Source organism: Xanthomonas sp. CFBP 8151, assembly GCF_011761885.1.
Lineage (GTDB): Bacteria > Pseudomonadota > Gammaproteobacteria > Xanthomonadales > Xanthomonadaceae > Xanthomonas > Xanthomonas arboricola_B.
Genome location: NZ_JAASQZ010000002.1, coordinates 944,805 through 970,945, shown reverse-complemented (window position 1 = coordinate 970,945; position 26,141 = coordinate 944,805). Strand labels below are relative to the sequence as shown.

General features: G+C 65.4%; 20 protein-coding genes. 9 read left to right on the top strand and 11 right to left on the bottom strand.

Annotation, left to right across the window (positions count from 1 at the left end):
• Nucleotides 1-79: 79 nt before the first annotated feature.
• Nucleotides 80-790 carry a response regulator gene (locus FHT08_RS12105; RefSeq protein WP_166775200.1) on the bottom strand — a complete coding sequence of 237 codons (711 nt, stop codon included), beginning with the start codon at nt 788-790 and terminating at the stop codon, nt 80-82.
• The gene (gene baeS, locus FHT08_RS12100; RefSeq protein WP_166775199.1) at nt 790-2,169 is read right to left on the bottom strand and encodes a sensor histidine kinase efflux regulator BaeS; all 1,380 of its coding nucleotides are present in this window, start codon (nt 2,167-2,169) and stop codon (nt 790-792) included. Before baeS ends, FHT08_RS12105 begins: the two co-directional genes overlap by 1 nt.
• Before the next feature lie 260 nt (nt 2,170-2,429).
• Between baeS and FHT08_RS12095 the strand changes: the two genes are divergently transcribed.
• Genes FHT08_RS12095 through FHT08_RS12085 form a run of 3 tightly spaced genes read left to right on the top strand, consistent with a single transcriptional unit; the run spans nt 2,430 to nt 8,281 of the window.
• Nucleotides 2,430-3,674 carry an efflux RND transporter periplasmic adaptor subunit gene (locus tag FHT08_RS12095; protein ID WP_166775198.1) on the top strand — a complete coding sequence of 415 codons (1,245 nt, stop codon included), beginning with the start codon at nt 2,430-2,432 and terminating at the stop codon, nt 3,672-3,674.
• Nucleotides 3,675-3,683: 9 nt separating this feature from the next.
• A complete protein-coding gene (locus tag FHT08_RS12090; RefSeq protein ID WP_166775197.1) occupies nt 3,684-6,833 on the top strand; it encodes an efflux RND transporter permease subunit in 3,150 nt (1,049 codons plus the stop codon).
• Entirely contained in the window at nt 6,833-8,281 is a 1,449-nt protein-coding gene (locus tag FHT08_RS12085; RefSeq protein ID WP_166775196.1) for an efflux transporter outer membrane subunit, read from the top strand. The genes FHT08_RS12090 and FHT08_RS12085 overlap by 1 nt, the downstream gene beginning before the upstream one ends.
• Nucleotides 8,282-9,520: 1,239 nt before the next feature.
• On the opposite strand, the gene FHT08_RS12075 is transcribed toward FHT08_RS12085, so the two are convergent.
• From FHT08_RS12075 to FHT08_RS12060, 4 genes are all read right to left on the bottom strand, one after another.
• Nucleotides 9,521-11,479 (bottom strand): choice-of-anchor X domain-containing protein, encoded by a 1,959-nt coding sequence (locus tag FHT08_RS12075; protein ID WP_166775195.1) that lies wholly within the window; start codon nt 11,477-11,479, stop codon nt 9,521-9,523.
• Nucleotides 11,480-11,754: 275 nt separating this feature from the next.
• A complete protein-coding gene (locus tag FHT08_RS12070) occupies nt 11,755-12,630 on the bottom strand; it encodes a methylenetetrahydrofolate reductase (protein ID WP_208408973.1) in 876 nt (291 codons plus the stop codon).
• A 113-nt stretch (nt 12,631-12,743) separates the two neighbouring features.
• The gene (locus FHT08_RS12065; protein ID WP_166775194.1) at nt 12,744-13,409 is read right to left on the bottom strand and encodes an epoxyqueuosine reductase QueH; all 666 of its coding nucleotides are present in this window, start codon (nt 13,407-13,409) and stop codon (nt 12,744-12,746) included.
• Entirely contained in the window at nt 13,409-14,323 is a 915-nt protein-coding gene (locus FHT08_RS12060; RefSeq protein ID WP_166775193.1) for a LysR family transcriptional regulator, read from the bottom strand. Before FHT08_RS12060 ends, FHT08_RS12065 begins: the two co-directional genes overlap by 1 nt.
• A 97-nt stretch (nt 14,324-14,420) precedes the next feature.
• Between FHT08_RS12060 and msuE the strand changes: the two genes are divergently transcribed.
• The 3 genes from msuE to FHT08_RS12045 all read left to right on the top strand — a co-directional run bounded on the left by msuE (nt 14,421) and on the right by FHT08_RS12045 (nt 17,223).
• Nucleotides 14,421-15,014 carry an FMN reductase gene (gene msuE / locus FHT08_RS12055; RefSeq protein WP_166775192.1) on the top strand — a complete coding sequence of 198 codons (594 nt, stop codon included), beginning with the start codon at nt 14,421-14,423 and terminating at the stop codon, nt 15,012-15,014.
• A 165-nt stretch (nt 15,015-15,179) separates the two neighbouring features.
• Nucleotides 15,180-16,163, top strand: coding sequence for a DUF1852 domain-containing protein (locus tag FHT08_RS12050; protein ID WP_166775191.1), 984 nt, complete (start codon nt 15,180-15,182; stop codon nt 16,161-16,163).
• A 28-nt stretch (nt 16,164-16,191) separates the two neighbouring features.
• Nucleotides 16,192-17,223: a methionine synthase gene (locus FHT08_RS12045; protein WP_166775190.1), complete on the top strand. Its 1,032-nt coding sequence runs from the start codon at nt 16,192-16,194 to the stop codon at nt 17,221-17,223.
• A 152-nt stretch (nt 17,224-17,375) separates the two neighbouring features.
• On the opposite strand, the gene FHT08_RS12040 is transcribed toward FHT08_RS12045, so the two are convergent.
• Complete coding sequence (locus FHT08_RS12040; RefSeq protein ID WP_166775189.1) at nt 17,376-18,821, bottom strand: OprO/OprP family phosphate-selective porin; 1,446 nt, start codon at nt 18,819-18,821, stop codon at nt 17,376-17,378.
• Between the two features lie 539 nt (nt 18,822-19,360).
• Entirely contained in the window at nt 19,361-20,248 is an 888-nt protein-coding gene (locus tag FHT08_RS12035) for an SDR family oxidoreductase (RefSeq protein WP_166775188.1), read from the bottom strand.
• A gap of 134 nt (nt 20,249-20,382) precedes the next feature.
• Here FHT08_RS12035 and FHT08_RS12030 point away from each other — a divergent pair, with 134 nt between their 5' ends.
• From FHT08_RS12030 to FHT08_RS12020, 3 genes are all read left to right on the top strand, one after another.
• A complete protein-coding gene (locus FHT08_RS12030) occupies nt 20,383-20,817 on the top strand; it encodes a helix-turn-helix domain-containing protein (protein ID WP_046345376.1) in 435 nt (144 codons plus the stop codon).
• A 498-nt stretch (nt 20,818-21,315) separates the two neighbouring features.
• Entirely contained in the window at nt 21,316-21,813 is a 498-nt protein-coding gene (locus FHT08_RS12025; protein ID WP_166775187.1) for a hypothetical protein, read from the top strand.
• A complete protein-coding gene (locus FHT08_RS12020; protein ID WP_243849019.1) occupies nt 21,810-23,909 on the top strand; it encodes a methyl-accepting chemotaxis protein in 2,100 nt (699 codons plus the stop codon). Before FHT08_RS12025 ends, FHT08_RS12020 begins: the two co-directional genes overlap by 4 nt.
• 213 nt (nt 23,910-24,122) lie before the next feature.
• Here FHT08_RS12020 and FHT08_RS12015 read toward each other — a convergent pair whose 3' ends face one another.
• The 3 genes from FHT08_RS12015 to FHT08_RS12005 all read right to left on the bottom strand — a co-directional run bounded on the left by FHT08_RS12015 (nt 24,123) and on the right by FHT08_RS12005 (nt 25,935).
• Entirely contained in the window at nt 24,123-24,461 is a 339-nt protein-coding gene (locus FHT08_RS12015; protein WP_343204145.1) for a DUF5329 domain-containing protein, read from the bottom strand.
• Nucleotides 24,462-24,659: 198 nt separating this feature from the next.
• Entirely contained in the window at nt 24,660-24,842 is a 183-nt protein-coding gene (locus FHT08_RS12010; protein ID WP_166775186.1) for a hypothetical protein, read from the bottom strand.
• A gap of 280 nt (nt 24,843-25,122) precedes the next feature.
• Nucleotides 25,123-25,935 (bottom strand): hypothetical protein, encoded by an 813-nt coding sequence (locus tag FHT08_RS12005; RefSeq protein ID WP_243849018.1) that lies wholly within the window; start codon nt 25,933-25,935, stop codon nt 25,123-25,125.
• Between the last annotated feature and the right edge of the window lie 206 nt (nt 25,936-26,141).

Here is a 26,141-nt window from a genome sequence, read left to right as displayed (position 1 = left end):
GTGGTCGCGCGCCTGTGGTTGCTGGGGTGTCGGTCATGCGTCGCGCGCAGGCACGCTCCTACGAGGGGGTTGATATTGATTACGCTTCGGTGGGTAGATACTCGAAGCGGTAGCCCACGCCGTAGACCGAGCGCACCCATTCTTCGCCGTCCACCTCGGCCAGCTTGCGGCGCAGGTTCTTGATGTGGCTGTCCACGGTGCGGTCGGTGACGATGCGGTGGTCCACATACACGTGGTCCATCAACTGTTCGCGCGAGTACACACGCCCCGGCGCCGCGCACAGCGTGCGCAGCAGGCGGAACTCGACCTGGGTCAGGTCCAGGTCGCGCCCGGCCACGCTGGCGCGGCAGGCGGCGTCATCGATCAGCAATCCATGCGTGGGCACCGCGTTGGGATCGTGCCGGTGGCGGCGCAGCACCGCACGCACCCGGGCAATCACCTCGCGCGGGCTGAACGGCTTGCAGATGTAGTCGTCGGCACCGATCTCCAGCCCGAGCAGGCGGTCGATCTCTTCGGCGCGCGCGGTCACCATGATCACCGGCACCGCGCCAAGGCTGCGCAGCTCGCGGCAGATGTCCATACCGTCGCGATTGGGCAGCATCAGGTCCAGCAGGACCAGATCCGGCGCCTGTGCGCGAAGCGCCGCAATCGCCAGCGCGCCATCGGCCACCCAATGATGCGAATAGCCGGCCGCGTGCAGATACTCGCCCAGCACTGCAGCCAGGCGCGGTTCGTCTTCGACGATCAGCACGTGTGCGTTCGGTGCTGTGGTGGTGGCGGTGTCGTCCATCAGGCCTCCAGGGCCGGCAGCTGCAGCGTCACGCGCAGGCCGCCCAGGGGCGAAGCCGTGGCGTGGATCTCGCCGTCGTGTGCGCCGACGATATTGCGGCAGATCGCCAGGCCCAGCCCGCTGCCGCCGCTGGCGCGATTGCGCGAGCCTTCCACGCGGTAGAAGCGTTCGAACAGGCGATCGAGCTTGTCTGCCGGCACGCCGGGCGCGCTGTCTTCGATCACGATCTCCACCAGGTGCGCGCGCCGTGCGCACTGCACCCGCAACTGGCCGCCGGCATCGGTATAACGCAACGCGTTTTCCAGCAGGTTGGACAGCAGCTGCTGCATGCGACGCTCGTCGCCGTCGACATGCAAGGGCGCAGTGATGCCGTGGGCCTGCAGCGTGAGCCCGGCTGCGGCGATGCGCGTGTGCATGCCGGCCAACGTGGACTGCAGCACCACGCTCAGATCGATCGGTGCGCGCCGGTAGGCCAGTGCGCCGACATCGGTGAGCGACAGATCGTAGAGATCCTCGATCAGCTTGCCGAGCTGGCCGACCTCCTGGTGCAACGAGGTCAGCGATTCCCGCGTCATCGGCCGGATGCCGTCCTGCAGCGCTTCCAGCTCGGCGCGCAGCACTGCCAGCGGCGTGCGCAACTCGTGCGAGACATCGGCCATGAAATCGCGACGCGCGCGTTCGTTGTTGTCCAGCGCCTGCGCCAGCTGATTGAAGTCGCGCGCGAGCTGGTCGAGCTCATCGCGCATGCGCGCCTCCAGTCGCGTGCCGTAGTCGCCGGCCGCCAGGCGATGGGTTGCCGCAGTCAGGCTACGCACGCGCCGCAGCAAGGTGCGCGACAGCAACCAGCCGAACAGCGCGGCCACCCCGATGGACGCCGCACCGACGGTCCACCACAGACGTTGCTGGGCCTGGTAGAAGCGCGCGTCGTTGGCGGTCAGCACCTTCTCGAAGGGCAGCATGCCCATCCAGCCCACCGTCTGCCCGTTCACCGCCACCGGGCGCAGCGTGTCGGTGCGGCTGACGTTGGGGTTGCCGATGATCACGCGGTAGTCGCGATCGAGCAGCGCGAAACGAAACACCGCGCCGGTCTGATCGGAGATCGGTGGTGCGTACGGCGGCAGGTTCTGCGGCAGCTCCGGGCGCATCAGCACGAACCAGGCGTCGGGATTGTCGCGGATGAAGTTCCAGTCGCCGTGCTTGGCATAGTCGGCCTGCACGCGCGGCAACACTTCCAGCATCCGCTCGACGCCCTGCTCGCTGAGATAATCGAGAAACTGCTTCCTGAGCAAGAGCTGCCCGGCCAGGCCATTGATCAGCAGCACTGCAATGCAGGCGCTGAGGATGGCGAGGAAGAGCTTGGCGGTGATTCCGAGTTTCATCGAGGCTGGGACAACCTTGTTGCGAATGAGGTCATGCACGGGCGCTTGCTGCAGTTGCGCCAGGTTGCAGCAGCGGCGACTGCGGGTGCAGCGCGTGTCGTGCACAACCGTATTGGGACTTCATTAAACCCCGAAAGCAAGCGCCTGCTGTCTGCCGACGCAAATCTTCAAATTTGCTCCATATTCGCAGCGTAGCGTGCGTATCCTCCGATCACTTCCGGGTGCGCCGTATGCGTTGCGTTGCTTCCTCCCGTTCTGCCATGGTGCCGCGTCAGTGGCTGCTGGCCGCCATGATCACCGTCGCGCTGGCGGCGTGTTCGCCTGCGCAAGCGCCGCAGCAGCAGCAAGTGGAAGTGGGCGTGCAACGCGTGGACGTGCAGCGCCTGGCGCTGGACCAGACGCTGCCCGGCCGTACCGTGGCCTACCAAAGCGCGCAGGTGCGCCCGCAAGTGGGCGGCATCCTGCGCAAGCGGTTGTTCACCGAAGGCGAGCAGGTGCAGGCCGGGCAGGTGCTGTACCAGATCGAGCCGGCGCCGTTCCAGGCCGCCTACGCGTCCGCGCAAGGCGAGCTGGCGCAGGCCGAAGCGGCGGTGTTGTCGGCCAGGCCCAAGGCGCAGCGGTACCGGACGCTGGTCCAGCTCGATGCGGTCAGCCAGCAGGACGGCGATGACGCCACCGCCACCTTGCGCCAGAACGAGGCCGCAGTCACCGCAGCCAGGGCGGCGTTGCAGACCGCAAAGCTCAATCTGGATTTCACCCGCATCACCGCGCCGATCAGCGGCCGCATCGGCACCTCGAGCTTTACCCCCGGCGCGCTGGTCACCGCCGATCAGACCGATGTGCTGACCACCATCAATCAGCTCGATCCGATCTATGTGGATGTCAGCCAGTCAAGCGCGCAGCTGCTGCAGTTGCGGCGCAAGCTCGATGCCGGCCAGCTCAAGGCGGTCGATGGCAAGGCCCAGGTCCAGCTGTTGCTGGAAGACGGCACTGCCTACGCGCGCACCGGCACGCTGGAGGTGGTGGACACCGCGGTGGATGCCACCACCGGCACGGTGAAACTGCGTGCGGTGATTCCGAACCCCGACCACCTATTGCTGCCCGGCATGTACGTCAAGGCGGTACTGTCGATGGCGGTCGACGAACAGGCGATCCTGGTGCCGCAGCAGGCCGTCACCCGCAACAGCAAGGGCGAGGCGGTGGCGATGGTGGTCGGCGCCGACGGCAAGGTGGCGCAACGCGTGCTCAAGACCGGCGATGCGGTGGGCGATCGCTGGGTGGTCAGCGAAGGGCTGTCTGCGGGCGAGAGCGTGATCGTGCAGGGCCTGCAGAAGATCCAGGTCGGCATGTCGGTGAAGACGCGCGAGGTGGCCGCCACCACAGCTACCCCAGCGGCAGCGCCGAATGCAGCTGCTGCAGCCGCACCGAGTGCACCTGCCGCCGCTGCGCGTGCGGCCACGCCGACGCCCGCAGCGCCGGCCAGCGCCACGACCAAGGCCGACTGAGGAACTCCCATGGCACGTTTCTTCATCGACCGCCCCATCTTCGCCTGGGTCATCGCCATCGTCATCACGCTGGCGGGCGCGATCTCGATCTTCTCGCTGCCGCTGGAGCAATATCCGGACATCGCACCGCCCTCGGTCACGGTCAACGCGACCTATACCGGCGCCTCCGCAGAGACCGTGCAGAACTCGGTCACACAGATCCTCGAACAGCAGATGACGGGCCTGGACAATCTGCTCTACATGTCGTCCAGCAGCAGCTCGGCGGGTACTGCGCAGATCACGCTGACCTTCGACTCCGGCACCGACCCGGATACCGCGCAGGTACAGGTGCAGAACAAGGTGTCGCAAGGTGAGGCGCTGCTGCCCGACGAGGTCAAGACCAACGGCGTGACCGTGACCAAGTCGGCCAGCGGCAGCATGTTCATGGTGCTGGCCTTCACATCCGAAGACGGCAGCATGGACAGCACCGATATCGGCGACTACATGGTGTCCTCGTTGCAGGACCCGATCAGCCGCCTCAACGGCATCGGCAGCGTCAACGTGTTCGGTGCCGAGTACGCGATGCGGGTCTGGCTGGATCCGGAAAAGCTGCACACCTACGCATTGATGCCCTCGGATGTCAGCACCGCGATCGCCGCGCAGAATGCCGATGTCTCGTCCGGTGCGCTGGGTGCGTTGCCGGCGCTGCAGGGCCAGCAGTTGAACGCCACGGTGACCTCGCGCAGCAAGCTGCGCACGCCGGCGCAGTTCGAGAACATCGTGCTCAAGTCCGATGCCGGCGGCGCCACGGTCTACCTGCGCGATGTCGCGCGGGTGGAGCTGGGCTCGGAATCCTACGGTTCCAGTTCCAAGTTCAACGGCAAGGCCGCCTCGGGCATGGGCCTGCAGCTGGCGACCGGCGCCAATGCGCTGGACGCGGCCACGCTGGTGGAAGCCAAGCTGGATGCACTCAAGCCGTACTTCCCGGCTGGCTTGAAGTACGAGGTGGCCTACGACACCACGCCGTTCGTGCGCATCTCCATCGAGGAAGTGGTCAAGACCCTGATCGAAGCGATCGTGCTGGTGGTCGTGGTGATGTACCTGTTCCTGCAGAACTGGCGCGCCACGCTGGTGCCGGTGATCGCGGTGCCGGTAGTGCTGATGGGCACCTTCGGGGTGTTGTCGCTGCTGGGCTTTTCGATCAACACGCTGACCATGTTCGCCATGGTGCTGGCGATCGGCCTGCTGGTGGACGACGCGATCGTGGTGGTGGAAAACGTCGAGCGGCTGATGGCCGAGCAGGGCATGTCGCCGCGCGAGGCCACGCATACCTCGATGGGCCAGATCACCGGTGCCCTGGTCGGCATCGCGCTGGTGCTCACGGCGGTGTTTCTGCCGATGGCTTTCTTCGGCGGCGCCACCGGCGAGATCTATCGGCAGTTCTCGGTGACCATTGCCGCGGCGATGATCCTGTCGCTGGTGGTCGCGCTGACCCTGAGTCCGGCGCTGTGCGCCACCTTGCTCAAGCCCATCGACAAGGGCGGCCATGTCTCGCGCAAGGGCGTGCTGGGCAGGTTCTTCGGCTGGTTCAACACGCGTTTCGATCGCGGCACCGAGGGCTACGGGCGTGGCGTGGGGCGCATCGTCGGCCATCGCAAGCTCGGCTCGCTGGTCTATGCGCTGCTGCTGGTGGTACTGGGCCTGCTGTTCTGGCGTCTGCCCAGCGCGTTCCTGCCCGAAGAAGACCAGGGCATGCTGATGGTGATGTTCAGCGCGCCGGCCGGTGCCACCCAGCAACGCACCCAGCAGTCGATCGACCAGGCCACCGCGTTCATCCTCAAGCAGCCGGAAGTGCAGGGCATCATGACCATCTCCGGTTTCAGCCTGGCCGGCAGCAGCCAGAACTCGGGCATGGGCTTTATCCGCCTGAAGGATTGGGCCGACCGCGAGGGCTCGGCGCAGGAGGTGGCCCAGCGCATCACCGGCGCGATGATGATGACGCTGCCCGACGCACAGGTGTTCGCATTGACGCCGCCGGCAATCAATGGCTTGGGCACCAGTTCCGGTTTCACCCTGCAGCTGCAGGATGCTGCCGGCAACGGCCACGAGGCGCTGGTGGAAGCGCGCAAGCGGTTGCTGCAGCTGGCCAACGGCAATCAGAGCCTGACGGCGGTGCGCTTCAATGGCCTGGACGATGCGCCGACCTATCGCGTGCAGATCGACGATGCCAAGGCCGGCGCCCTGGGCGTTGCCGCAGCCGACATCAACACCACGCTCTCCACGGTGATGGGCGGGCGTTACGTCAACGACTTCCTCAACAACAACCGGGTCAAGCGCGTATACGTGCAGGGCGAAGCGTCCGCGCGCATGCTGCCCGGCGATATCGACCGCTGGTACGTGCGCAACAGCGACGCCGCCATGGTGCCGTTCTCGGCATTCGCCAGCAGCGCCTGGGCCTATGCACCGCAGGTGTTGACCCGCTTCAACGGCAGCGAATCGATGGAAGTCACCGGCAGCGCTGCATCCGGCATCAGCTCGGGCGATGCGATGACCGCGGTCGCCGGCGAAGTGGACAGCATGGGCAAGGGCGTGGGCTACGCCTGGTCGGGCATGTCGTATCAGGAACAGGCGGCCGGCACCCAGACCTGGATGTTGTATGCGGTGTCGCTGGTGTTCGTGTTCCTGTGCCTGGCCGCGTTGTACGAGAGCTGGTCGATTCCGATCTCGGTGATGCTGGCGGTGCCGGTGGGCATCGTCGGCGCGCTGCTGGCGACCTGGATGCGCGGGCTGTCCAACGACATCTACTTCCAGGTCGGCCTGCTGGCAACGATGGGCCTGGCTGCCAAGAACGGCATCCTGATCGTGGAATTTGCCAAGGAGCTGGAAGAGAAGGGCCAGCCCTTGATCGAGGCCACCCTGCATGCCGCACGCATGCGCCTGCGCCCGATCCTGATGACCTCGCTGGCCTTCATGCTCGGCGTGCTGCCGATGGTGATCAGCAGCGGCGCCGGCTCCGGCGGACGCCATTCGCTGGGCACCGGCGTGTTGGGCGGCACGCTGGCCTCCACCGTGCTGGGCATCTTCTTCGTGCCGTTGTTCTACGTGATGGTGCGCAGCCTGTTTCCCGGCAAGGCTGCCGCGCACCCCACCGCCGTTTCCACCTCCGAGGTGACTCCATGATGCGCACGACAACCCTTGGTCTGGCAGTGGCCTGCGCCATCGCATTGAGCGGCTGCGTCAGCATGGCGCCGCGGTATGCGCGCCCGGACGCACCGGTGCCCGGCGTGGTCGGCGACACCGGCAGCGCGCCCCACGGCGGCAGTGCCGATGGCAGCACTATCGCTGCGGCTGGACTGGACTGGCGGCAGGTGCTGGTCGATGCGCGCCTGCAACAGGTGGTCGCACTGGCGCTGGACAACAACCGCGACCTGCGCGTGGCCGTGCTCACCATCGAGCAGGCACGCGCGCAGTACCGCATCCAGCGTGCGGACCTGTTTCCCGCAGTGGACGCCACCGTGTCGCACACCGCGCAACGTGCTGCGGCCGCGACCAGTTTCACCGGCGCGCCGCAGATCATCCGCAGCGCCACCGGGCAGGTGGGGATCAGCAGTTGGGAGCTAGACCTGTTCGGGCGCATCCGCAGCCTCAAGGATGAAGCGCTGGAGACCTATCTGGCCAGCGAGCAGACCCAGCGCAGCACCCGCCTGAGCCTGGTGGCCGAAGTGGCCAGCGACTGGCTCACCGTGGCTGCCGATCAGCAGCGGCTGGCACTTGCCCAGCAGACCCTGGAGAGCCAGCGCAAGACGCTGCGCCTGACCGAATTGCAGCACGACAATGGCATCGTCTCCGGGCTGGATCTGGCGCAGATCCAGACCAGCGTGGAAAGCGCGCGCGCCGACGTGGCCAGCTTCACCACCCAGCTGGCGCAGTCGCGCAATGCCTTGAATCTGGTCGTGGGCGCGCCGGTACCGGCGGCGTTATTGCCGGCTGCCGATGCGATCGAGACCGGCGTGGCGCTGGCGCCGTTGCCGGCGCAGCTGGAATCGCGCGTGCTGTTGCAGCGCCCGGACGTATTGTCGGCCGAGCACACGCTCAAGGCCGCCAATGCCGACATCGGCGCGGCGCGTGCGGCGTTCTTCCCGTCCATCTCGCTGACCGGCAATGTCGGGCGCGGCAGCGATGCGTTGTCCAGCCTGTTCGATGGCGACCACACCTGGTCGTTCACCCCCAGCGTGAGCCTGCCGATCTTCCGGGCCGGCGCCCTGAAGGCCGAACTGGACGTGGCCAAGCTGCAGAAGGACATCACCATCGCCCAATACGAACTGGCCATCCAGACCGCCTTCAGCGAAGTGGCCGACGCGCTGGCCGAACGCACCCAGCTGGACGAACGCATGGACGCGCAGCGCGCCCTGGTGGACGCGGCACAACGCGGTTTTACCCTGTCGGATGCGCGCTACCGCAATGGCGTGGACAGTTATCTGGTGGCGCTGGACGCGCAGCGCTCGCTCTACAGCGCACAGCAGACCTTGATTAGCCTGCGGCTGACCGAAGCGAGCAACCGGGTGACCTTGTACAAGGTGCTCGGCGGCGGCGCCGATGCGCAATCGCAACCGCTTGCGCAACAGTAGCCCTGTACGGATGCGCAAGCGCAAGCGCAGCCGCCAGATCCGCAACGGCAGTGAAACTGCCAAGGTCAAAGGAGCGGACCAGATCGCATCTCATCAGACAGCCACGCGGTGCGCACAGCCCGCAACCATGCACACCGAACATCTCGACGGGTTCTTGCCCGCCCACCGTCGCGGGACCTTGAGCGGCACGGATGCCGCGCCAGAGCCTACACGGACGTACTTGCGGCGTGTCCTGCGATGGTGGGCGGGCAAGGGCCCTGCAGCGAAGCAGTGGATCGTCTGCTCTGCGCCTGATCTATCTGCATAGCCCAAGTGCATCGAAACACCACGCATAAAGCAACCAAGTCTTCGAACCTTAGCGTCGTCAAGGCGCGCTCCGAGTCTTGAATCAAAAGCTAGGTGAGTCGAGCGTGCGATGCCCTCACCGCTTGCGGGACACGCCGTGAATCCGTCCGTGGAGGCTCCTTGGCGGCATCCATGCCGCCAAGGGTCCCCAACCGGCAAGGACACCGCACCAGAGAGTTGGTCGGATGTTTTCTTGAGAGTTTGTTGCTCGGCTTGCGGTGGCAAATCAACAGTCTGTAGCTTGTGTGTTGAAAGCCCGCCTGCTGCTCGTGTTGGGATGGAAAAAGGGTGAGGGGTTGACCGAACACACGGTGATCCGACCAGCGCCCGTCATGCACCGCTTGCAACCATGCACACCGACCACCTCGATGGGTCCTTGTCCGCTCACCGTCGCGGGACCTTGAGCGGCATGGATGTCGCGCCAGAGCCTACACGGACGTACTTGCGGCGTGTCCTGCGATGGTGGGCGGGCAAGGGCCTTGCAGCCAAGCCGCAGATCAGCAGCTCTACACCTGATCTATCCGCGCTGTCCAAATGCATTGAGACACGACCCATAGAGCAACCAAGACTTCGAACCGCAGCGTCGTTAAGGCGCGATCCGAGCCTCGATGTCGTACAAGGACGTACGTCCGTGTGTCCCTTGATGGTGGGCGGGCAAGGACCTTGCAGCCAAGCCACAGGTCATCCGCTCTGCGACCGACGTGTACGCACGTTCGACCACCTTCATGCCGCCAAGTGTCCCGCAAGCGATAAGGACATCGCGCCGCACCCACCTATCGGTGAACGCAGCAGTTTTTCGCCGCGTTGACTACAACCAATAGATCGGTGTTCCCACGCATGCTGCGATGGCCGACGCAGACGCCGGCCATCGCATTGCACATTGCTGAAACCGCATCACTTCGCCGCGTTGGCGTTCATCACCGCATTGCGGCTGGCATCCAGATACTGCGCCGGGTCGCGCATGCCGGTGGTGTGGCATTGCCCGGTGGTGTGGCCGCGATTGACGCCGCCCGGCAGCTGCGCGTTGACCTGCTCCACGGTGCCGTCTTCCGGATCGTTCAACACCAGGTCCGAAGCCGCATTGCAGTAGTCGTTGGTGTACCAGTTGGTCTTGGCGAACGAGGTGGTGTAGTAGTTGACCTTGGCGCGCGCATCGGCCGGAATGCCGGCCAGCCAGGCCTTGGCGCCGTCGTAGGTCATGTCGGCATTGGTGCCGCAACCCACGCCGAACCACGAGCCCACCGCCGCCAGAATGCCGGACAGATTGGTGCCCTGGTACGGCGTGCCGACCGACTGCATCACCCGCCCCCCTGTGGCGTTATCCAGCCCGCTCCAGTAGTAGGTGTACAGATGCAGCGCGGCCATGCCCCCCTGGCTGTGCGCCACTGTCGCGAACGAGGACCACTGACTGGCGAACTGCGCCAACCGCTGTGCGAACTGGTCGTTGCTGCGGTTCTGTTTGGCATCGATGAAAGAGGACGCGTTGGTGAACTGCGCCTGCGGCCACACGCCGTTGGAGCAATAGCCGTGCACCAGCACCAGTTGCGACCCCGTGGCCTGCGGTTGCGCCATCGCACTGGCGCGGGCCAGCGTCGTCGGACGCGGCCCCATGCGCATGCTCTCGTCGATCGCAGCGGCAGAGCGCGCGATGCTGGCGCGGCGCAACGTGGGCAGCTGCAACGGCAGCGTGTCGGCCTGTACCAGCGGGATGTAATGGTCCGGGTCTTCGATGCGCAGCCCGCGTAGCGTGAACGGCGCACGCGCGCCCGCACGCGCGACCCAGCGTTCGTCCAGGCTCAGCGGCAGCTGGCCTTGCTGCGGCGTCAGCATGCCGCCGATCCACGCCACCGGCACGTCCTTGCCCTTGGCATCGGTGCCCCAGACCTGGCCGAACACGCGGTAATGCGATGGTGCCTTGCCGCGTGCGGCGACCGGCAATGCGATGCTGAGCCGGGTGCCGTCGGCAGCGCGTGCGCTGAGCGCGTTGCCGAGCAGGCGCAGGGACGTATCCAGCACCGGCAACACATGCTCGCTGGTGCGCACGAATGGCTGTCCGGCCTGGTCGCGACCGCGCACGATCACCTGTGCGATCCAGGTGCCTTCGGCCGTCGGTTGGAACGTGCCGCCATACACGCCATCGCCGGCAGCACCATCGTCGTGCTGCCCGTCATCGGCCATCGGCAGCATGCGGATGCCACCTTGCGGGTCGATCACACGCAGGCTCGCTGTCTCGATCTGCCCCGCCTGCGCGGCCAGCAAGCTCGCGCCGGCTGCATCGTTGCCGCTGAGCAAGGCGTTGAGCGTTAGCGACTGGCCGACCTGCTGCCGACGATGGCGCGGGTACGACGCCAGCTGCGTGCGCGCATCGCCTTCCATCAGCACATACCCGCGTTGCGCCACCGGTGCCGCCGATTGCAGGGTCAGCGCCCAGTTGCCGTTCTGCGCGGAGTCCACCGCGTAACGCATGCCGCCAGTGCCGCTCTCGGCGCTGCCCAGCAGCGTGCGTTGTGCCTGCAGTTGCGGTGCAACGGCCGCCGTGCGCGCGCCGGCCGTGCGTGGTGCAGTCACCGCCGCCTCCCACGGCTGGTCGCCGGCCAGCACCATGAAACGCAGATGGCCGTTTTCCACCGGCAAGGTGCCTTGCCAACGTGCGGACTTGCCGGCCGGCGCCAACTCCACCGGCAGCAAGGCGCTCTTGGACAGGATCGCCGACTCGGCCGGATCGGGTACGCGCATCTGCGCGAACTCCTCCGGTGGGCCAGCCAGTTGTTTGGGCTGCAGCTCGGCCGCGGCAAGCGGCGTGGAGACCAGCGACAGGGTGCACAGCAAGGACAACAGCGACGGCTTCGGCATGGCGACATCTCTCCTTGAACGTTGCAGAAGCGATGCCGCCGCGCATGGCAACGGCATCGGATGCAGCGCCCCCTCGCCGCGATTCGCCGATGGTTATACCGCGCGCGTGTGACAGGTCTGCTGTGCGCTGCAGCACCTCACGCGCAGCGAACAAAACGCCAGAAGTAAGAAGTAGAGACTGTGATCGGGGTCGTGGATATGTCGAGGTCCACGACGCATTGCTTGATGAAAGCCAAAGGTCTGCGGTCGCTGTGCAGCGCAGGGTTCGGCGAGTGTCAGTCCGCCTGGACGCGCGCGGTAAGGGTGCGGTATTGCTCCACCCACGCGACAGTCTGTGCGATGCCGCCAAACGGATAGAAGTGCATGCGGACCTCGCCGTGCGCATCAGTCAGGCCAGTGGCCAGCCGTTCCACAAAACGATCCGGCCCGGCGATGCCCAATAGCTTGCCGAGCGAGATGCCGTATTTGGACAACATCGATGCGCATGCGCCGACACCGCAGCTAGCGGCATAGCGTGCGAGCACCGCCACGCCGGCAGGGCCGGGTACGCCCACACGCACGGGATGTGCAATGCCGTGCGCGCGCAGCGCCTGCAGCCACCTCAGCACGATGTCGGCATCGAACGCGAACTGGGTGACGATCAGCGGCGCCATGCCGCGCTCGGCGATGCTGCGACACTTGCGTTGCAGCACCTCCCATCGATCGGCTGCAGGCATGCTCGGATGCCCTTCCGGATGCCCCGCCACGGCGATGGTCCGGATGCCGGAGCGCTCAAACACCCCGGTATCGATCAGCGACAAGCTGTCCGGAAACGGCCCGAGCGGAGCAGGCGGATCGCCCGCAATCAGCAGGCAGCACTCGACGCCGGCTTCCTCGACGGCGCGGCTGACGAAGGCGTGGAGCTGCTCGCGCGAGGCGACACGGCGCGCGGACAGGTGCGGCATCGGCTGAAAGCCGAGTGTGCGCACCATCCGTGCCGCGGCCAGCCGCGCGTCGTCGTCCTGGTTGGGCAGGTAGGGGATGGCAATGGTTGCGCCACGCATGATCCGGGGCGCCGCTGCAGCCAGCCCGGCAATGTGCCTTGCGCCGACCTCCAGCGAATAGGCCTCGGTGATGGTACTGGCGAGGCTGGGCGTGTCCGGATCGATCAAGGGTGTTGCCGTCCTGTGGTGGTGAGTGGCTGCGCCGCTGCGTCAGCCCTGATCGAGCGGGCAGGGCCAGGGAGAACGTTGAAATCCCGGTGGCGTCGTGGCCCAGCCGGCACTCAATCGTCCTGTTCCGCATCGCCGTAGAATTTCACGCCCAGTTGTATGCGACTGCGCCCGCTTTCCACGCGGTGCCGATTGGTGTCGCGCAGCGAGTAGACGCAGCCGCAGTATTCCTGCTGGTAGAAGTTCTCGCGCTTGCTGATCTCGACCATGCGCGAGGAACCGCCGCCCTTGCGCCAGTTGTATTCCCAGTACATCAGACCCGGATACCTGGCCGCAGCGCGTACGCCGCAGTCGTTGATCTGCTGCATGTTCTTCCAGCGCGAGATGCCCAGGGAGCTGGTGATCACCGGGAAGCCGTGCTCGTGCGCATACAGCGCGGTGCGTTCAAAGCGCATGTCGAAGCACATGGTGCAACGCACGCCGCGCTCGGGTTCGTTCTCCATTCCGCGGGCCCGCTCGAACCAGTTGTCCCGATCGTAGTCGGCATCGACGAAGGGCACGCCGCACTGCTCGGCAAAGCGGATGTTCTCGTCCTTGCGCAGCTCGTATTCCTTGCGCGGATGAATGTTGGGGTTGTAGAAGAAGATGGTGTAGTCGACGCCGGACGCCAGCATGGCCTCCATCACCTCGCCGGAGCATGGCGCGCAGCACGAATGCAGCAACATCTTGTCGTGGCCGGCAGGCAGTGGAAGTGGCGTGCGCGTTGCGGTGGTGTCCATCAGTGGGCTCCGGATGTCGTGGAGGTGCCATTGGCAGGTTGGCGGGCCAGTTCGATGAAGGCGCGCAGGTAGTCGACGCCGATATCGGCCTCGCGTGCGCCCAGGAAGATCTGCTTGGGGATGCCGCGCGCACCCAGCCGCACCGGCACCACGTCCATCCTGGCGGCGTATTCCTCCACCAGCCAGCGTGGCATGGCGGCCACGCCGCGGCCACTGGCCACCATCTGCATCATGATGTCGGTGGTTTCGATGGCCTTGTGGCGCCTGGGCGTGACACCGGCCGGCAGCAGGAACTGGCTGTAGATGTCCAGGCGTTCGAGGTCCACCGGATAGCTGATCAGCACCTCCCGCGTCAGCTGCTGGGGCTTGACGTAGGCGGCCGACGCCAGCGCATGGCCCTTGGCCACGACCAGCACCTGCTCGTAGTCGAATACCGGCTCGAACCACAGCCCGGGCTTGTACAGCGGGTCGGGCGTGACCAGCAGATCGATCTCGTAGCCGAACAGCGCGCCGATACCGCCAAACTGGAACTTCTGCTTGACGTCCACATCCACATCCGGCCAGGTGGCCAGATAGGGCGCCACCAGCTTGAGCAGCCACTGGTAGCAGGGATGGCATTCCATGCCGATGCGCAGCGCACCGCGTTCGCCCTGTGCGAACTGGCCCAGGCGCTCTTCGGCCAGATCCAGTTGCGGCAGCACCCGGTTCGCCACCGCCAGCAGGTACTGGCCGGCCTGGGTCAGGCGCAGGTTGCGTCCCTCGCGCAGCCACACGTCGGTGCCCAGCTGTTGCTCGAGCTTCTTCATGCTGTGGCTCAGCGCCGACTGGGTCAGGTTCAGCACGCCGGCGGCGGCGGTCAGCGAGCCTTGCTGCTCGACCTGCTGGACGATGGTGAGATGGATGCGCTCAAGCATTCAGATGATCCGAATTCATGGATTGTTGAAATAACACCATTTTACTTCATTGAATGCGAGCCCTAGCATCGGGGTTCGTCGCTTCAGGTCAACCCACATGACTGTCAACGTGCCACACCCCCTCCGCGTCGTCGCGGTCTCCGGCGGGCTGCAGCGCCCCTCCAGGGCCGTCGCCCTGGCCGAACACCTGCTTGCGCTGATCGCTGATGCGGTGCCGTGCGAGCAACAGCTGGTCGAACTCGGGGCGTTGGCACCGCAGTTCGCCGGTGCGGTCTGGCGCTCGCAGCTGCCGGCAACGGTGGAGCAGGAACTTGCGGCCGTGGAGCAGGCGGACGTGCTGGTGGTGACCACGCCGGTGTATCGCGGCTCCTTCACCGGGCTGTTCAAGCACTTCTTCGACTTCATCCACCAGGATGCCTTGATCGACACCCCGGTGCTGTTGGCGGCGACCGGCGGCAGCGAGCGCCACGCACTGGTGATCGACCACCAATTGCGGCCGCTTTTCAGTTTCTTCCAGGCGCGCACGTTGCCGCTGGGCGTCTACGCCACCGACCGCGACTTCCTGGACTACCGCGTGCACAACGAGGCCCTGGCCGAGCGGGCCAGGCTGGCGGTGCAGCGTGCATTGCCGCTGATCGCAGTGACGCGGCAGGCAGGTGCCACCGCCGCAGAAAACGTGGCCGCAGCCTGAGGCACCCGGCCACGGTTGCTCGGCGGGTCAACAGTGCGCGCCGGCTACAGGATCGGTTGGCAACTGTCCGCAGATCCAAAGTTCCGGCATCCATCCAGCAGGGACCCACCCCTGCGCCCAGACCTGCGCTCGTATTCAATTTCGCAAACAAGGCGTCAGCTTGCAATGACTCAAGAATTCACCTTCAGCATCAAACGTCAGCGGTTCGACGAGGACTACCGTCCCGCGGCCAACACGCGCAACACGACGAACTTTGCCAACCTGGCCAGGGGGCAGCGTCGTCAGGAAAACCTGCGCAACACGCTTGCGATGATCGACAACCGCTGCAACGACCTGGCGCATTGGGATAACCCCGCCCGCGACCGCTACGCGGTGGAACTGGACATCATCTCTGTCGAGATGAACATCGGTGAGAACGAAAGCGGCGATGCATTTCCGCTGATCGAGATACTGAAACCCAGCATCCTCGACAAGACGAGCGGCGCGCGCATCGATGGCATTGCAGGGAACAATTTTTCCTCCTACGTGCGCGACTACGATTTCAGCGTGCTGCTGCCGGCGCACAATCAGGATGCATCCGGCTTCAGCATCCCGAACGATTTCGGCAGCCTGCACGGAAAGTTGTTCAAGCACTTCGTGGGCTCGGACGCCTACACGGCGCATTTCGCCAAGCCACCGGTCATCTGCATCAGCGTCTCCAGCAGCAGGGTCTATCACCGAACCGGCAACCGGCACCCCGTGCTCGGCATCGAGTACCGGCAGGACGAATTTTCCCTGACCGATCGGTATTTCGAACAGATGGGCCTGCAGGTGCGCTATTTCATGCCTCCCAACAGTGTCGCCCCGTTGGCTTTTTACTTCTTCGGCGACCTGCTCAACGACTACACCAATCTGGAACTGATCGGCACCATCAGCACCATGGAGTCGTTCCAGAAGATTTACCGGCCGGAAATCTACAACGCCAACTCCGCGGCGGGGGCCATCTACCAGCCGAGCCTGAAGCACCAGGATTATTCGGCTACCCAGATCGTCTACGACCGGGAAGAGCGCAGCCAGCTCGCGGTGACGCAGGGCAAGTTCACCGAGGAGCACTTCATCAGGCCCTACGGCAAGATTCTCGCGCAGTGGGTTTCCCACCACGCTGTCTAATCAACAAGAACGCAAGACACCACTCATCATGAAAAAGCTGCTCCCTACCTCCACCGCCGGCAGCCTGCCCAAGCCGTCCTGGCTCGCACAGCCGGAAAAACTCTGGTCTCCCTGGAAGCTGCAGGACGAAGAACTGATCGAAGGCAAGCAGGACGCATTGCGCCTGTCGCTGCAGGAACAGCAGCACGCCGGCATCGATATCGTCAGCGACGGCGAGCAGACCCGCCAGCATTTCGTCACCACCTTCATCGAACACCTCAGCGGCGTCGATTTCGAAAAGCGCGAAACCGTCAGGATCCGCAATCGCTACGACGCCAGCGTCCCCACCGTCGTTGGCGCGGTGAGCCGCCCCAGGCCGGTATTCGTGGACGATGCCAGGTTCCTGCGCCAGCAGACCCGCCAGCCGATCAAATGGGCGTTGCCTGGCCCCATGACGATGATCGACACCCTCTTTGACGCGCACTACAAAAGCCGCGAAAAGCTGGCGTGGGAATTTGCCGTCATCCTCAACCAGGAAGCCAGGGAGCTCGAAGCGGCCGGCGTGGACATCATCCAGTTCGACGAGCCGGCCTTCAATGTCTTCTTCGACGAGGTCAACGAGTGGGGTGTTGCCACCCTCGAGCGTGCGGTCGAAGGGCTCAAGTGCGAGACCGCCGTCCATATCTGCTACGGCTACGGCATCAAGGCCAATACCGACTGGAAGCAGACCCTGGGGTCGGAGTGGCGTCAGTACGAAGAGTCGTTTCCCAAGCTGCAGACATCCACGCTCGACATCATCTCGCTGGAGTGCCACAACTCGCACGTGCCGATCGACCTGATCGAACTGGTACGCGGCAAGAAGGTGATGGTTGGAGCCATCGACGTGGCAAGCAACACGATCGAAACGCCGGAAGAAGTGGCCGATACGCTGCGCAAGGCGCTGCGCTTCGTCGATGCCGACAAGCTCTACCCGTCCACCAATTGCGGGATGGCGCCTCTGGCCCGGGACGTTGCAAGAGGCAAGCTCAAGGCCCTGAGCGCAGGCGCAGACATCATCCGCGCAGAACTGGCAGCCCGCTAGCGCGCCGGTGCTGGCGCTGGGTCGGCGGCCGAAGCAGCAGGGCCGCGGCGAGCGCCATCCTGCCGACGCAAGTCGCCACCACGGCTAGCGACACAACAACCAACAAGCCCCCGCATGCGGGAGCCTGTTGGTCTTCCATCATGGTGCAGGGATCAGTAATTGACCTGCAGCTGCAGCCGCAGCAAGTCGCCTTCCACCACCGGATACGGCGCGGCGGTGACGTCGGTGCGCTTCATCTTCGAATAGGCGAACACCAGTTCCAGCGCATCCATCGGCTGCCACTCGACGCCGGCTTCCACTTCGTCCAGGCGCATGCGTGGCGCATTGGTGTCGAACTTGGAGCCGCCGCGGTAGGTCTGCCACTTGAGGTACGGCAGCAAGGTGCCGTAGCTGCCATCGTGCTTGTACATCGCCTGCACGTAGCCGCCGCTCAGCGAACGGGTGCGGATGCGCCGCTGTGCGACATCCAGCTCCGGGCCGCGGCCCACCGTCCATTCGGCCTGCAGGCCGAACGGCTGCGGGTAGTAGATGATGTGCGCGGCCACGCGTTGGTCGGTGTAGCCGTTCGGGTCGGTGATGGCCGGGGTGAAGCTGCGGCCACCGATGTTGACTGCCGCCGCGGTCGGCACGAAGCGGCCGCTGTAGGCATCGGCACCCACTTCCAGGTACTGGCCGTTGGCGAACTTGAACGGGTAGGTGGCGTGCACCACCGCATGCATGCTGTCGTTGCGCTCGGCACGGTTGGCGCCCTGGCCGTTGTACACGCCGGCACCGATCACGCCGTAGTCGCCCGAGCCCTTCAAGCCCGACTTGACCAGGTCCTGGAAGCGGCCCTTGGCCACGGTGGGGCTGTAGTAGAACACCGCACCGATATCGCGTTCGTCGCGCAGGCCGGAGTTGAGCGCGTCGGCGCGGTCCAGGGTGAGACGGTTCTGGCTGGATTGCAGGTTCTCCCAGCCGTACGGCATCTTCGACTGGCCCACGCGCACGCGGTACTCGCGCTTCTTGTCGAAGTAGATGTCGGCATACGCATCGCGCAGCTGCGCGAAGTTGGAAGTGGTCGAACCGGTCGGCGTGCTCGCAAAATCCGGCTGGAAGTACAGCGACACGTGCTCATTGAGATCGCCGCTCAGCACCAGGCGCGCACGCCGGATGCCCAGGCTCTGGTCGTTGCCGATAAAGCGGTCGCCGGGTGCGCGCAGATCCTGCGCGTCGCCGCCGATGCCCTGGTTGTAGCGGATCTGCGTGTAGCCGCGCAGGCTCAGCTTGTCGTACCACTTCTTGCCGGCCTCGCCCGCCTTGGCCGGTGCCGCAGCCGGTACGGGTGCAGGTGCGGCCTGGGCAATGGCGGTGTCGGCAGGCACCGGCGCCGCAGGGGCGGGCGGCAGTGCCGGTGCGGCCGGCATCGCCGACGCCGGCAGCTTGCCGTTCTCGTCCACCTGCACGAAGGTGCCCAGCTTGTCGCGGCCCGGGGCCGGCTCGGCGAAGATCTGCTTGGTCTTGCGGTCGACGTACAGCTCCAGCTCGGCGGCCAGCGTGCTGCCGCTGGCGGTCGCGCTGAGGGCGCACAGGACGGTGGCGAGATTGCGTTTTTTCATTGGTCCGGCTCGTGCAAGGGAAACGGGTCGGCGGCAGCGTCAGGCCGGCGCTGCCCGGCGGGCGGCGAACACGGCGCCGGCACGCCCACCAGGCGCCCGGTCGTCCTGACGGTGCGGCAATGCGTGCAGTTATATTTAGATTTGATGTCAGTTTGGTGACATCGGCGGCCCCGCACAGCGCAACGCTGTGTCAGCTGCATGTCTGACGCGTGTCAGTTATGCGACGCGCAGAAGGCGGGCCCAGCGGCGCGCGGCGTGGGCACGGGGCGCCGATGTGACGCTTTGGTTGCTGCCGCCGGCCATCGGCCTGCGGTGCCATGGGCAGATGGTGCCGCTAGGAGCAGCTGCCGACGCAAAGGCCGAAGCGCGTGCTTGGCACGGCCATGGCGTGCTGTCGTCGTCGCCAACGTGTGGGCGAGGGACGATGAATCAACACGTGGCAAAGGCGGGTCATCGCCCGCCTTTGCCGGATCACGCACCGTGTGGCGTAGCGCCGGGCCGGTGCGGCTGCACGGTGTCGCGCAACACCGTGCCAGGGCTCAGCCGGCCGGCGTCGCCTGCAGTGCCGCCGCCACCGCATCGCGCAGCGGGGTGGTCGGGCGGCCGATCAGCCGGCTCAGCGTGTGGCTGTCGTCGAACAGGCTGCCGCCGCGCGAGGATGCCGAGCACTGCGCCAGCACCTGTGCGAATGCAGCCGGCAGGCCGATCTGCACCAAGGCCGCCGCGTAATCGGCTTCGGGCAGGTCGTGATAGGCCACCGGCTTGCCCGACTGCTGCGCCACCTCGGCGGCATACTCGGCCATCGTGAAGGCAGTATCGCCGGCCAGCTCGTAGACCTTGCCGGCCTGCGGCGTGTCGGCGGCCAGCACGGCTGCGGCGGCCTCGGCATAGTCGGCGCGCGTGGCCGCACTGATCCTGCCCTCGCCGGCGCTGCCGATCACCGCGCCATGCGCCACCTCGGCCGCGATCGAGCCGGTGTAGTTCTCGGTGTACCAGCCATTGCGCAGCAGCACGTGCGGCACGCCGCTCTCGCGCAGCAGCGCCTCGGTGGCCACATGCTCGGGTGCCAGCGCCAGCGTGCTGGTATCGGCATGCAGCACGCTCGTATAGGCCAGCAGGTCCACGCCGGCCCGCTTGGCGGCCTCGATCACGTTGCGGTGCTGCGGCACGCGTTCGCCCACCGCATTGGACGACACCAGCAGCACCCGGCCCACGCCTGCGAAGGCCTGATCCAGGCTCTGGGGGTCGGCGTAGTCGGCGCGACGCACGGTGATGTCGCGTTTTGCGAACTGCGCGAGTGACGCAGTGTCGCGGGCCGTTGCTACGATCCGAGCGGCCGGGACACGCGCCAGCAATGCGTCGACCACCAATGCGCCCAGCTGCCCGCTGGCGCCGGTGACGAGGATCAGGGGGGAGGTGTGTGCCATGGTGAACTCCAGTAGGTATTGATAAGAGGTGTGGTCTACTATTTAGACTCTTGGTCCGCGCACCTATTGTCAGGGCCGTTCGAACCTCCGCAAGGAGGCAGTTTTTCACCCCCTGGTTACCGTGAGATCTCCCAGTGAACGCGATTGCTCTGTTTCCACCGCCGCCGTCCCTGCAAGGTATGCCGTTCGACGCCACCAAGTGCCCGGTGCGCGACGTGCTCGATCAGATCGGCGACAAATGGACCATGCTGATCCTGCTGACGCTGATTCCCGGCCCTTCCCGCTTCAGCGCCATCCAGCGCGCCGTGCCGGACATCTCCAAGCGCATGCTGACCCAGACCCTGCGCAACCTCGAGCGTAACGGCATGATCACCCGCAAGGTCTACGCGACCAAGCCGCCCAGCGTGGAATATGCCCTGTCCAAGCTCGGCGTGGCGCTGCTTGGGCCGATCTCGCAGCTGCTCAACTGGGCAGGCGAAAACCATGCGGCCATCCGCTCCGCACGCGAACGTTTCGATCATGCCCAGCAGCCGGCGGTTGCGCTGGATGCCGACGAAGCGCTGGCGTAAGCGTCGGCCTGCAGCATCGGTAAGCGAGCTGACGGCGCTGACTGCAGGTGGGCGCCTCGGCGCGTTGGTGGATTGCATAGGCGCGTGCACAAGGCGCAGCGGTGGATGGATTCCATGTTCGCCAAGGGTGCTTTGTTGAGGCATCGGTGCTCGGGTCGGAAGCGTGGGCGGCGCTGTGGTGAGTTCGCCATGCATCGCTGCTGTCGAGAGTACGACCCGACACCTGGGTCCGACTCCAGAGTGACGACATCGCGGCAACCAAGGCCTGCCGCGCATGCAGTGGAGCCGCCGTCGATCTGTGAACGCGTGCTCACAAAATCCCGCGCCGGATAAACGTCTGCCAGTGCAACCACGCCACGCGTCGCCCGCAAACCCTTGCGGCGTAACGGGCCTGCCGTGTGCTATCGCTGCCATCGCTAATTTCAATCGCAAGCCGGCTCAAGCGTATGCACCGGCATCCGATAAGGGGCTCACCTTATCTCGCGAATCCGCTGCGCCATGCCTGTCTTCGGCACCTTGTCCGCCTCAACGCGACGCACCCTGGGCGCTGCCCTGCTCGCGCTGTGGTGCGGCTGGATCGCCGTGGCCTGGACCACGCCACGTGCGCAAGCCACCGACGTCGCAAGTGCATGGACGCAGGTCCAGGCCAGCCTGCCGGCCGCGCAGCGGGCGCCGATGCTGATCGGCGTCGCAGGTGCCTGCGCCTGCACCGACCTGGCCGCCGATCGCGCCTGGGCCCTGCTCAGCAGCGTGGTACGTGCGCTTGGCGGCCAGGTGCGCATGCTCGACACCCCCGCACTGCGTGGCAGCGGCTATGCCGTGTGGCTGCTCGGCGCCGACGGCCAACCGCGCTATGCCGGCCCCGCAGACGGCGGCGCGGTGTGCGGCACCGCCGGCGCGGCGGATTGGTCGCGCTGGTTACCCGATGTCCTGGCGCGCACCCCAGGTGCCGCGCTGGTGTCCCCTTGTCCCTGTGCCGTGGAGTCGCTGTCATGATGGAACTGTCCGCATCGGCGCCGCCGACCTCCACCTACGCCACCCGCCTGGCGATCAAGGCGGACCGGCTGTTTCTGTGGCTGGCCGTGCTGCAGAGCGTCGGCTCGCTGGGCCTGGCCTGGTACCAGGGCCAATGGACCACGTTTGCGGCGGTCACGCTGCCCAGCCTGTTGCTGATGGCCTGGCAAGTGCAGGCCAACCCCGGCACGCGCCTGACCCGCATCACCAACGCGCTGGTGCTGATGGCCCTGGTCGCGGCCACCATCCAGCAGGCGCATGGCCTTGTGGAAATGCACTTCGGCGTGTTCGTGATCCTGGCGCTGCTGCTGTACTACCGCGACTGGCTGCCGGTGGTGGTCGCCGCAGGCGCCATCGCCGTGCATCACCTGGCGTTCTACTGGCTGCAATCGCGTGGCATGCCGGTGCAGGCGTTCACCGTCGGCAGCGGCTTCGGCATCGTGGTGCTGCATGCCGGCTACGTGATCGTCGAAACCGCCTTCGTCTGTGTGATGGCCATCCAGCTGCGCCGCCAGGTCGATGCCCTAGACCACGAGGCCGAATCGCTGGCCGAACTGGCCGACACCCTTGCCACCGGCGCCACCTTGCCGCCGGCCATCCTGCAGCAGCCCTTCCGCAGCGGCTCGCTGGCGCAGGCGTTGGTGCGCATGAGCGTGCAGGTGGAAGAGCGCATCGCCCAACAGCAGCAACTGCTGCTGGAAAATCGCCGTATCCGCCTGGCGCTGGATGCATCGGCAATGGCGGTGGCCATCGTCGACGGGCAGGGCGCTGCCATTTATCGCAATCAATCGTTCCAGCAACTGAGCACGCAGGTCGATGCGCACGTGCTGCACACCGCACTGGCCGATGCGGTGCAGCTGGGGCATGACGCAGGCAGCAGCACAACGCGCGCGCTGGCGGCGTTGCAACTGCAGGAAAACATCACCCCGGTCCGCGATGACGGCGGCGCCTCGCTGGGCGTGGTGGTGGAGTGGCAGGACCGCACCCAGGACCTGGCGCTGGAGGAGCAACTGGCCACCGTCATTGCCCAGGCTGCGCGTGGCGAGCTCGGTGCCCGTCTGCAGGGGGATGCAAGGAGCGGCACGCTCGGCCAGCTGGCCGAGGGCGTCAACCAGTTCCTGGCCATCACCGACGACAGCCTGCAGGACATGCGCCGCATGCTGGCGGCGATGTCGCGTGGCGATCTGACCCAGCGCATCGACCGCCACTGCGAAGGCGTGTTCGAGCAGATGAAGCGCGACGCCAACGCCACCGCCGACGAGCTGGCGCGCATCATCGCGCAGATCCGCAGCTCCAGCACCGCGATCAATCACGCCGCTGGCCACATCCTGACCCGCAACGATGCATTGGAGCAGCAGGTGCAGCGGCAGTCGGCCACCCTGGGCCGCACCGCCACCCAGATGCAGGCCGTGCTCGGCACCATGCAGGAGCACACCGCGCAGGCGGCCGACGCCGACAAGCTCACCGCCGCCGCATCCGAGGCCGCACGCAGCGGCGGCGACACAATGCACCAGGCGATGGGCACCATGCAGCAGATGGAACAGGCCTCGCGCCGCATCCAGGACATCGTCTCGGTCATCGACGGCATCGCCTTCCAGACCAATATCCTGGCCCTGAATGCCGCCGTCGAAGCCGCACGCGCCGGCGAAGAAGGCCGCGGCTTTGCCGTGGTTGCCGGCGAGGTACGCGCGCTGGCATTGCGCTCGTCCGCCGCCGCCAGCCAGATCAAGACGCTGATCGGCGAATCGGTCACGCATATGCAGGCCGGCGTGCAGCAGGTGCGCCACGCCGGCGAAGGCATGCAGCACATCGTCGCCACCATCGGCCAGGTCAGCAGCACGCTCAGCAGGATCGCCGTCGCCTCGCAACAGGAAGCCGGCAGCATCGCGCAGGTGCATCACACACTCGCCGGCGTAGACGCCGACATGCGCGACGGCGTCACCCGCATGCAGGACGCCAGCGCCGCCGCACGCGCCATGGGCGACCATGCCGCGCAGCTGGAAGATGCAGTGAGTGCGTTTGTGGCCGATGAGCGCAATGGCAGCGCTGAGGCAGTGCAGAGGCTGCGCGTTGCCTGATCTACACTCGCGCATCGTTGGCGCGCGATAGTGTCACGGATGATCTTGCCTGATCGCTGGAACTGACGCGTGATTTTCCAAAGCCGATAGTGCAATCAGCGCGCTCGGCTGGCCAATCCACAGAAGCGGTCCAGCGGCAGTTGCCAGCGCCTTCATCAGGCAACGCTGCAAGGCAGGTGCTGCAGCGCGGGGCCTGATGCCGACGCCTGCCGATTACTTGCGTAGCTCCCGCAGCTTGCCAGTGAACCAGGATTGGCTGGATACCGGCGCAGCGTTGCCGCAACGCACCTGATACGGCTTGCCCGACATGCTGCTCTTGGTAGCGGCAAGTTCGATGAAGGACTCGGTAGACGTCACCAGCCCCTTCTTCTGCAAGTAGTCGTACTTTCGCTGCAAATGTTCACTGGCTTTCGGAGCCGCGTACCACGACCCATTGCGCGAAAACTCGCAGTTGGATTGCGCAAGAACCTTGAAAAGCTGATCGACCTCGCGCGTGGTGGCGGACGAAATCCCCTGGGCTGAAACTGATGCGCAGGCACTGAGCAGGAACACTGCAAGACACGATCTAACGTTCATCGACCGACTGGTAGCGCATGACAGCGCCTTGCCGACCGCATGGAGGGGGGGACAAAAGCTGCGAATCGGCTGCCAAGGCTGCATTTCACAGCTGGTACCATGCGGTATTAACGTCGGCTCCGGCGGCGAAGCGCAGTCGAACGAACGACATGCGCGTGTCACGTCATGCAGGCGTCAGATGGCACCACGCCGACGCGCCCAGGCAATGCCGAACACGGAGTCAAGCGACAGACCCAGGCCGATGCCTTGAGGCAGGTTGCCCAATGCTGCCCCGAGGGCCGACCCCATGCCTGCGCCGATGGCAATGCTGGTGCCGACCAATTTGGAATAGAGCTTGGTATCTGCTGGCTTCAACATGAGCATTCCTTCGTTGATAGTTGAACCGATCCACCTGGCGATTGCATTGCGCAGGCGGATACTGACCCGTACTACGCGTACTGGTTCTAATGTCTTGGACTCGCGATGCAACTCCGGAACTCCGCGCTGCGTAGCGGAAGCGTGACATCACGCCAACAGACAGGGCTGATTTTCAGCACGTGAGACGGCAATGCACGCCTGCTCAAGCGCATTCGGGCTCGTTATAAAAGCGTTGCTTTGCGACCTCGGACAGACCAGCGGCAACGCAACAATGGAGTCATCAGGAAGGATGTTGAACATCGGGCGGCGCGTATCGCAGCAGCGTCGAGCCCTCGAAGTAATTCCCGTAGTACTCGCTCGCCCTCAACCCCGGGTTCGCCTCAAAATCGATGTAAGGCTCGGAACAATGCGGGCAGCGGAACGGATTGAGGTAGGCGTAGCTGGACCTATCCGGCGCCAACGGTAATGCGTCTTCCAGCGCAGCAAGCGCTTCGGCATCCGGCTCGGACAGCGCTGCAGGGCTGCCAGGCAGGTGGCTATCGACGGTGATGGTGTACTTGCCGGACCCCGAGTAGAAGTATCCCGCGTCGCTAAAGCCCGCGTGATAGGAGCGGATCAGGAACGAACGCTTGCAGTGGTCGCACTCACAGGAAAGCACCACATTGCCACTGGTGACGATTCCATTGAAGTGCAGCCCCCTGGCAAACAACCCCTTGCCTGCAAGCGCGGCACTGCTGACGCTGGCGCCCGGCAGAAAGAACGGCTGAAACCTGATCCCGGATGCTTGGCCATTCGCAAACGCATCCGGATCAAGCTGCTCGGTTTGCGAAATGACGCAGTCTGCCTGGCACCCGAGGTTGGGATGCACACGAACGGAGAAGTGGAACCACCCCGTCGCATCACCGAGCTCATGCCGATGCACCTCTCCCGCCGAGTCGGCAAACTCCAGGACGCTATTGGCCTTCAACCGTGCGGAAGGCTTGATCTCACACGGGACATCGCTCTCGGTAACGCGGCACAACTCTCGCCCATCGGCGCGAACGATCAATAACGGAGCGGCTTTCTTCTTGAAGATGGAGAACATGCTTTCCATGGCGGCAGTGCGTGAGTAGTAGATCGGAGCGCTTGGCAACTGGATAAATTTTAAAGCTTTAGCTCCGCTTGCGGCGAGTCAGAGACCATCCCCATGAAAGGAGCAAGCAGACGCCAAAGAGCGTAAACAAAAAGGTGGCAAGCCCGGCCCAAGATATGCCGAATAGCCAAAAGCCAGCATGACATGCGACTGGGTCTCTTGCGATG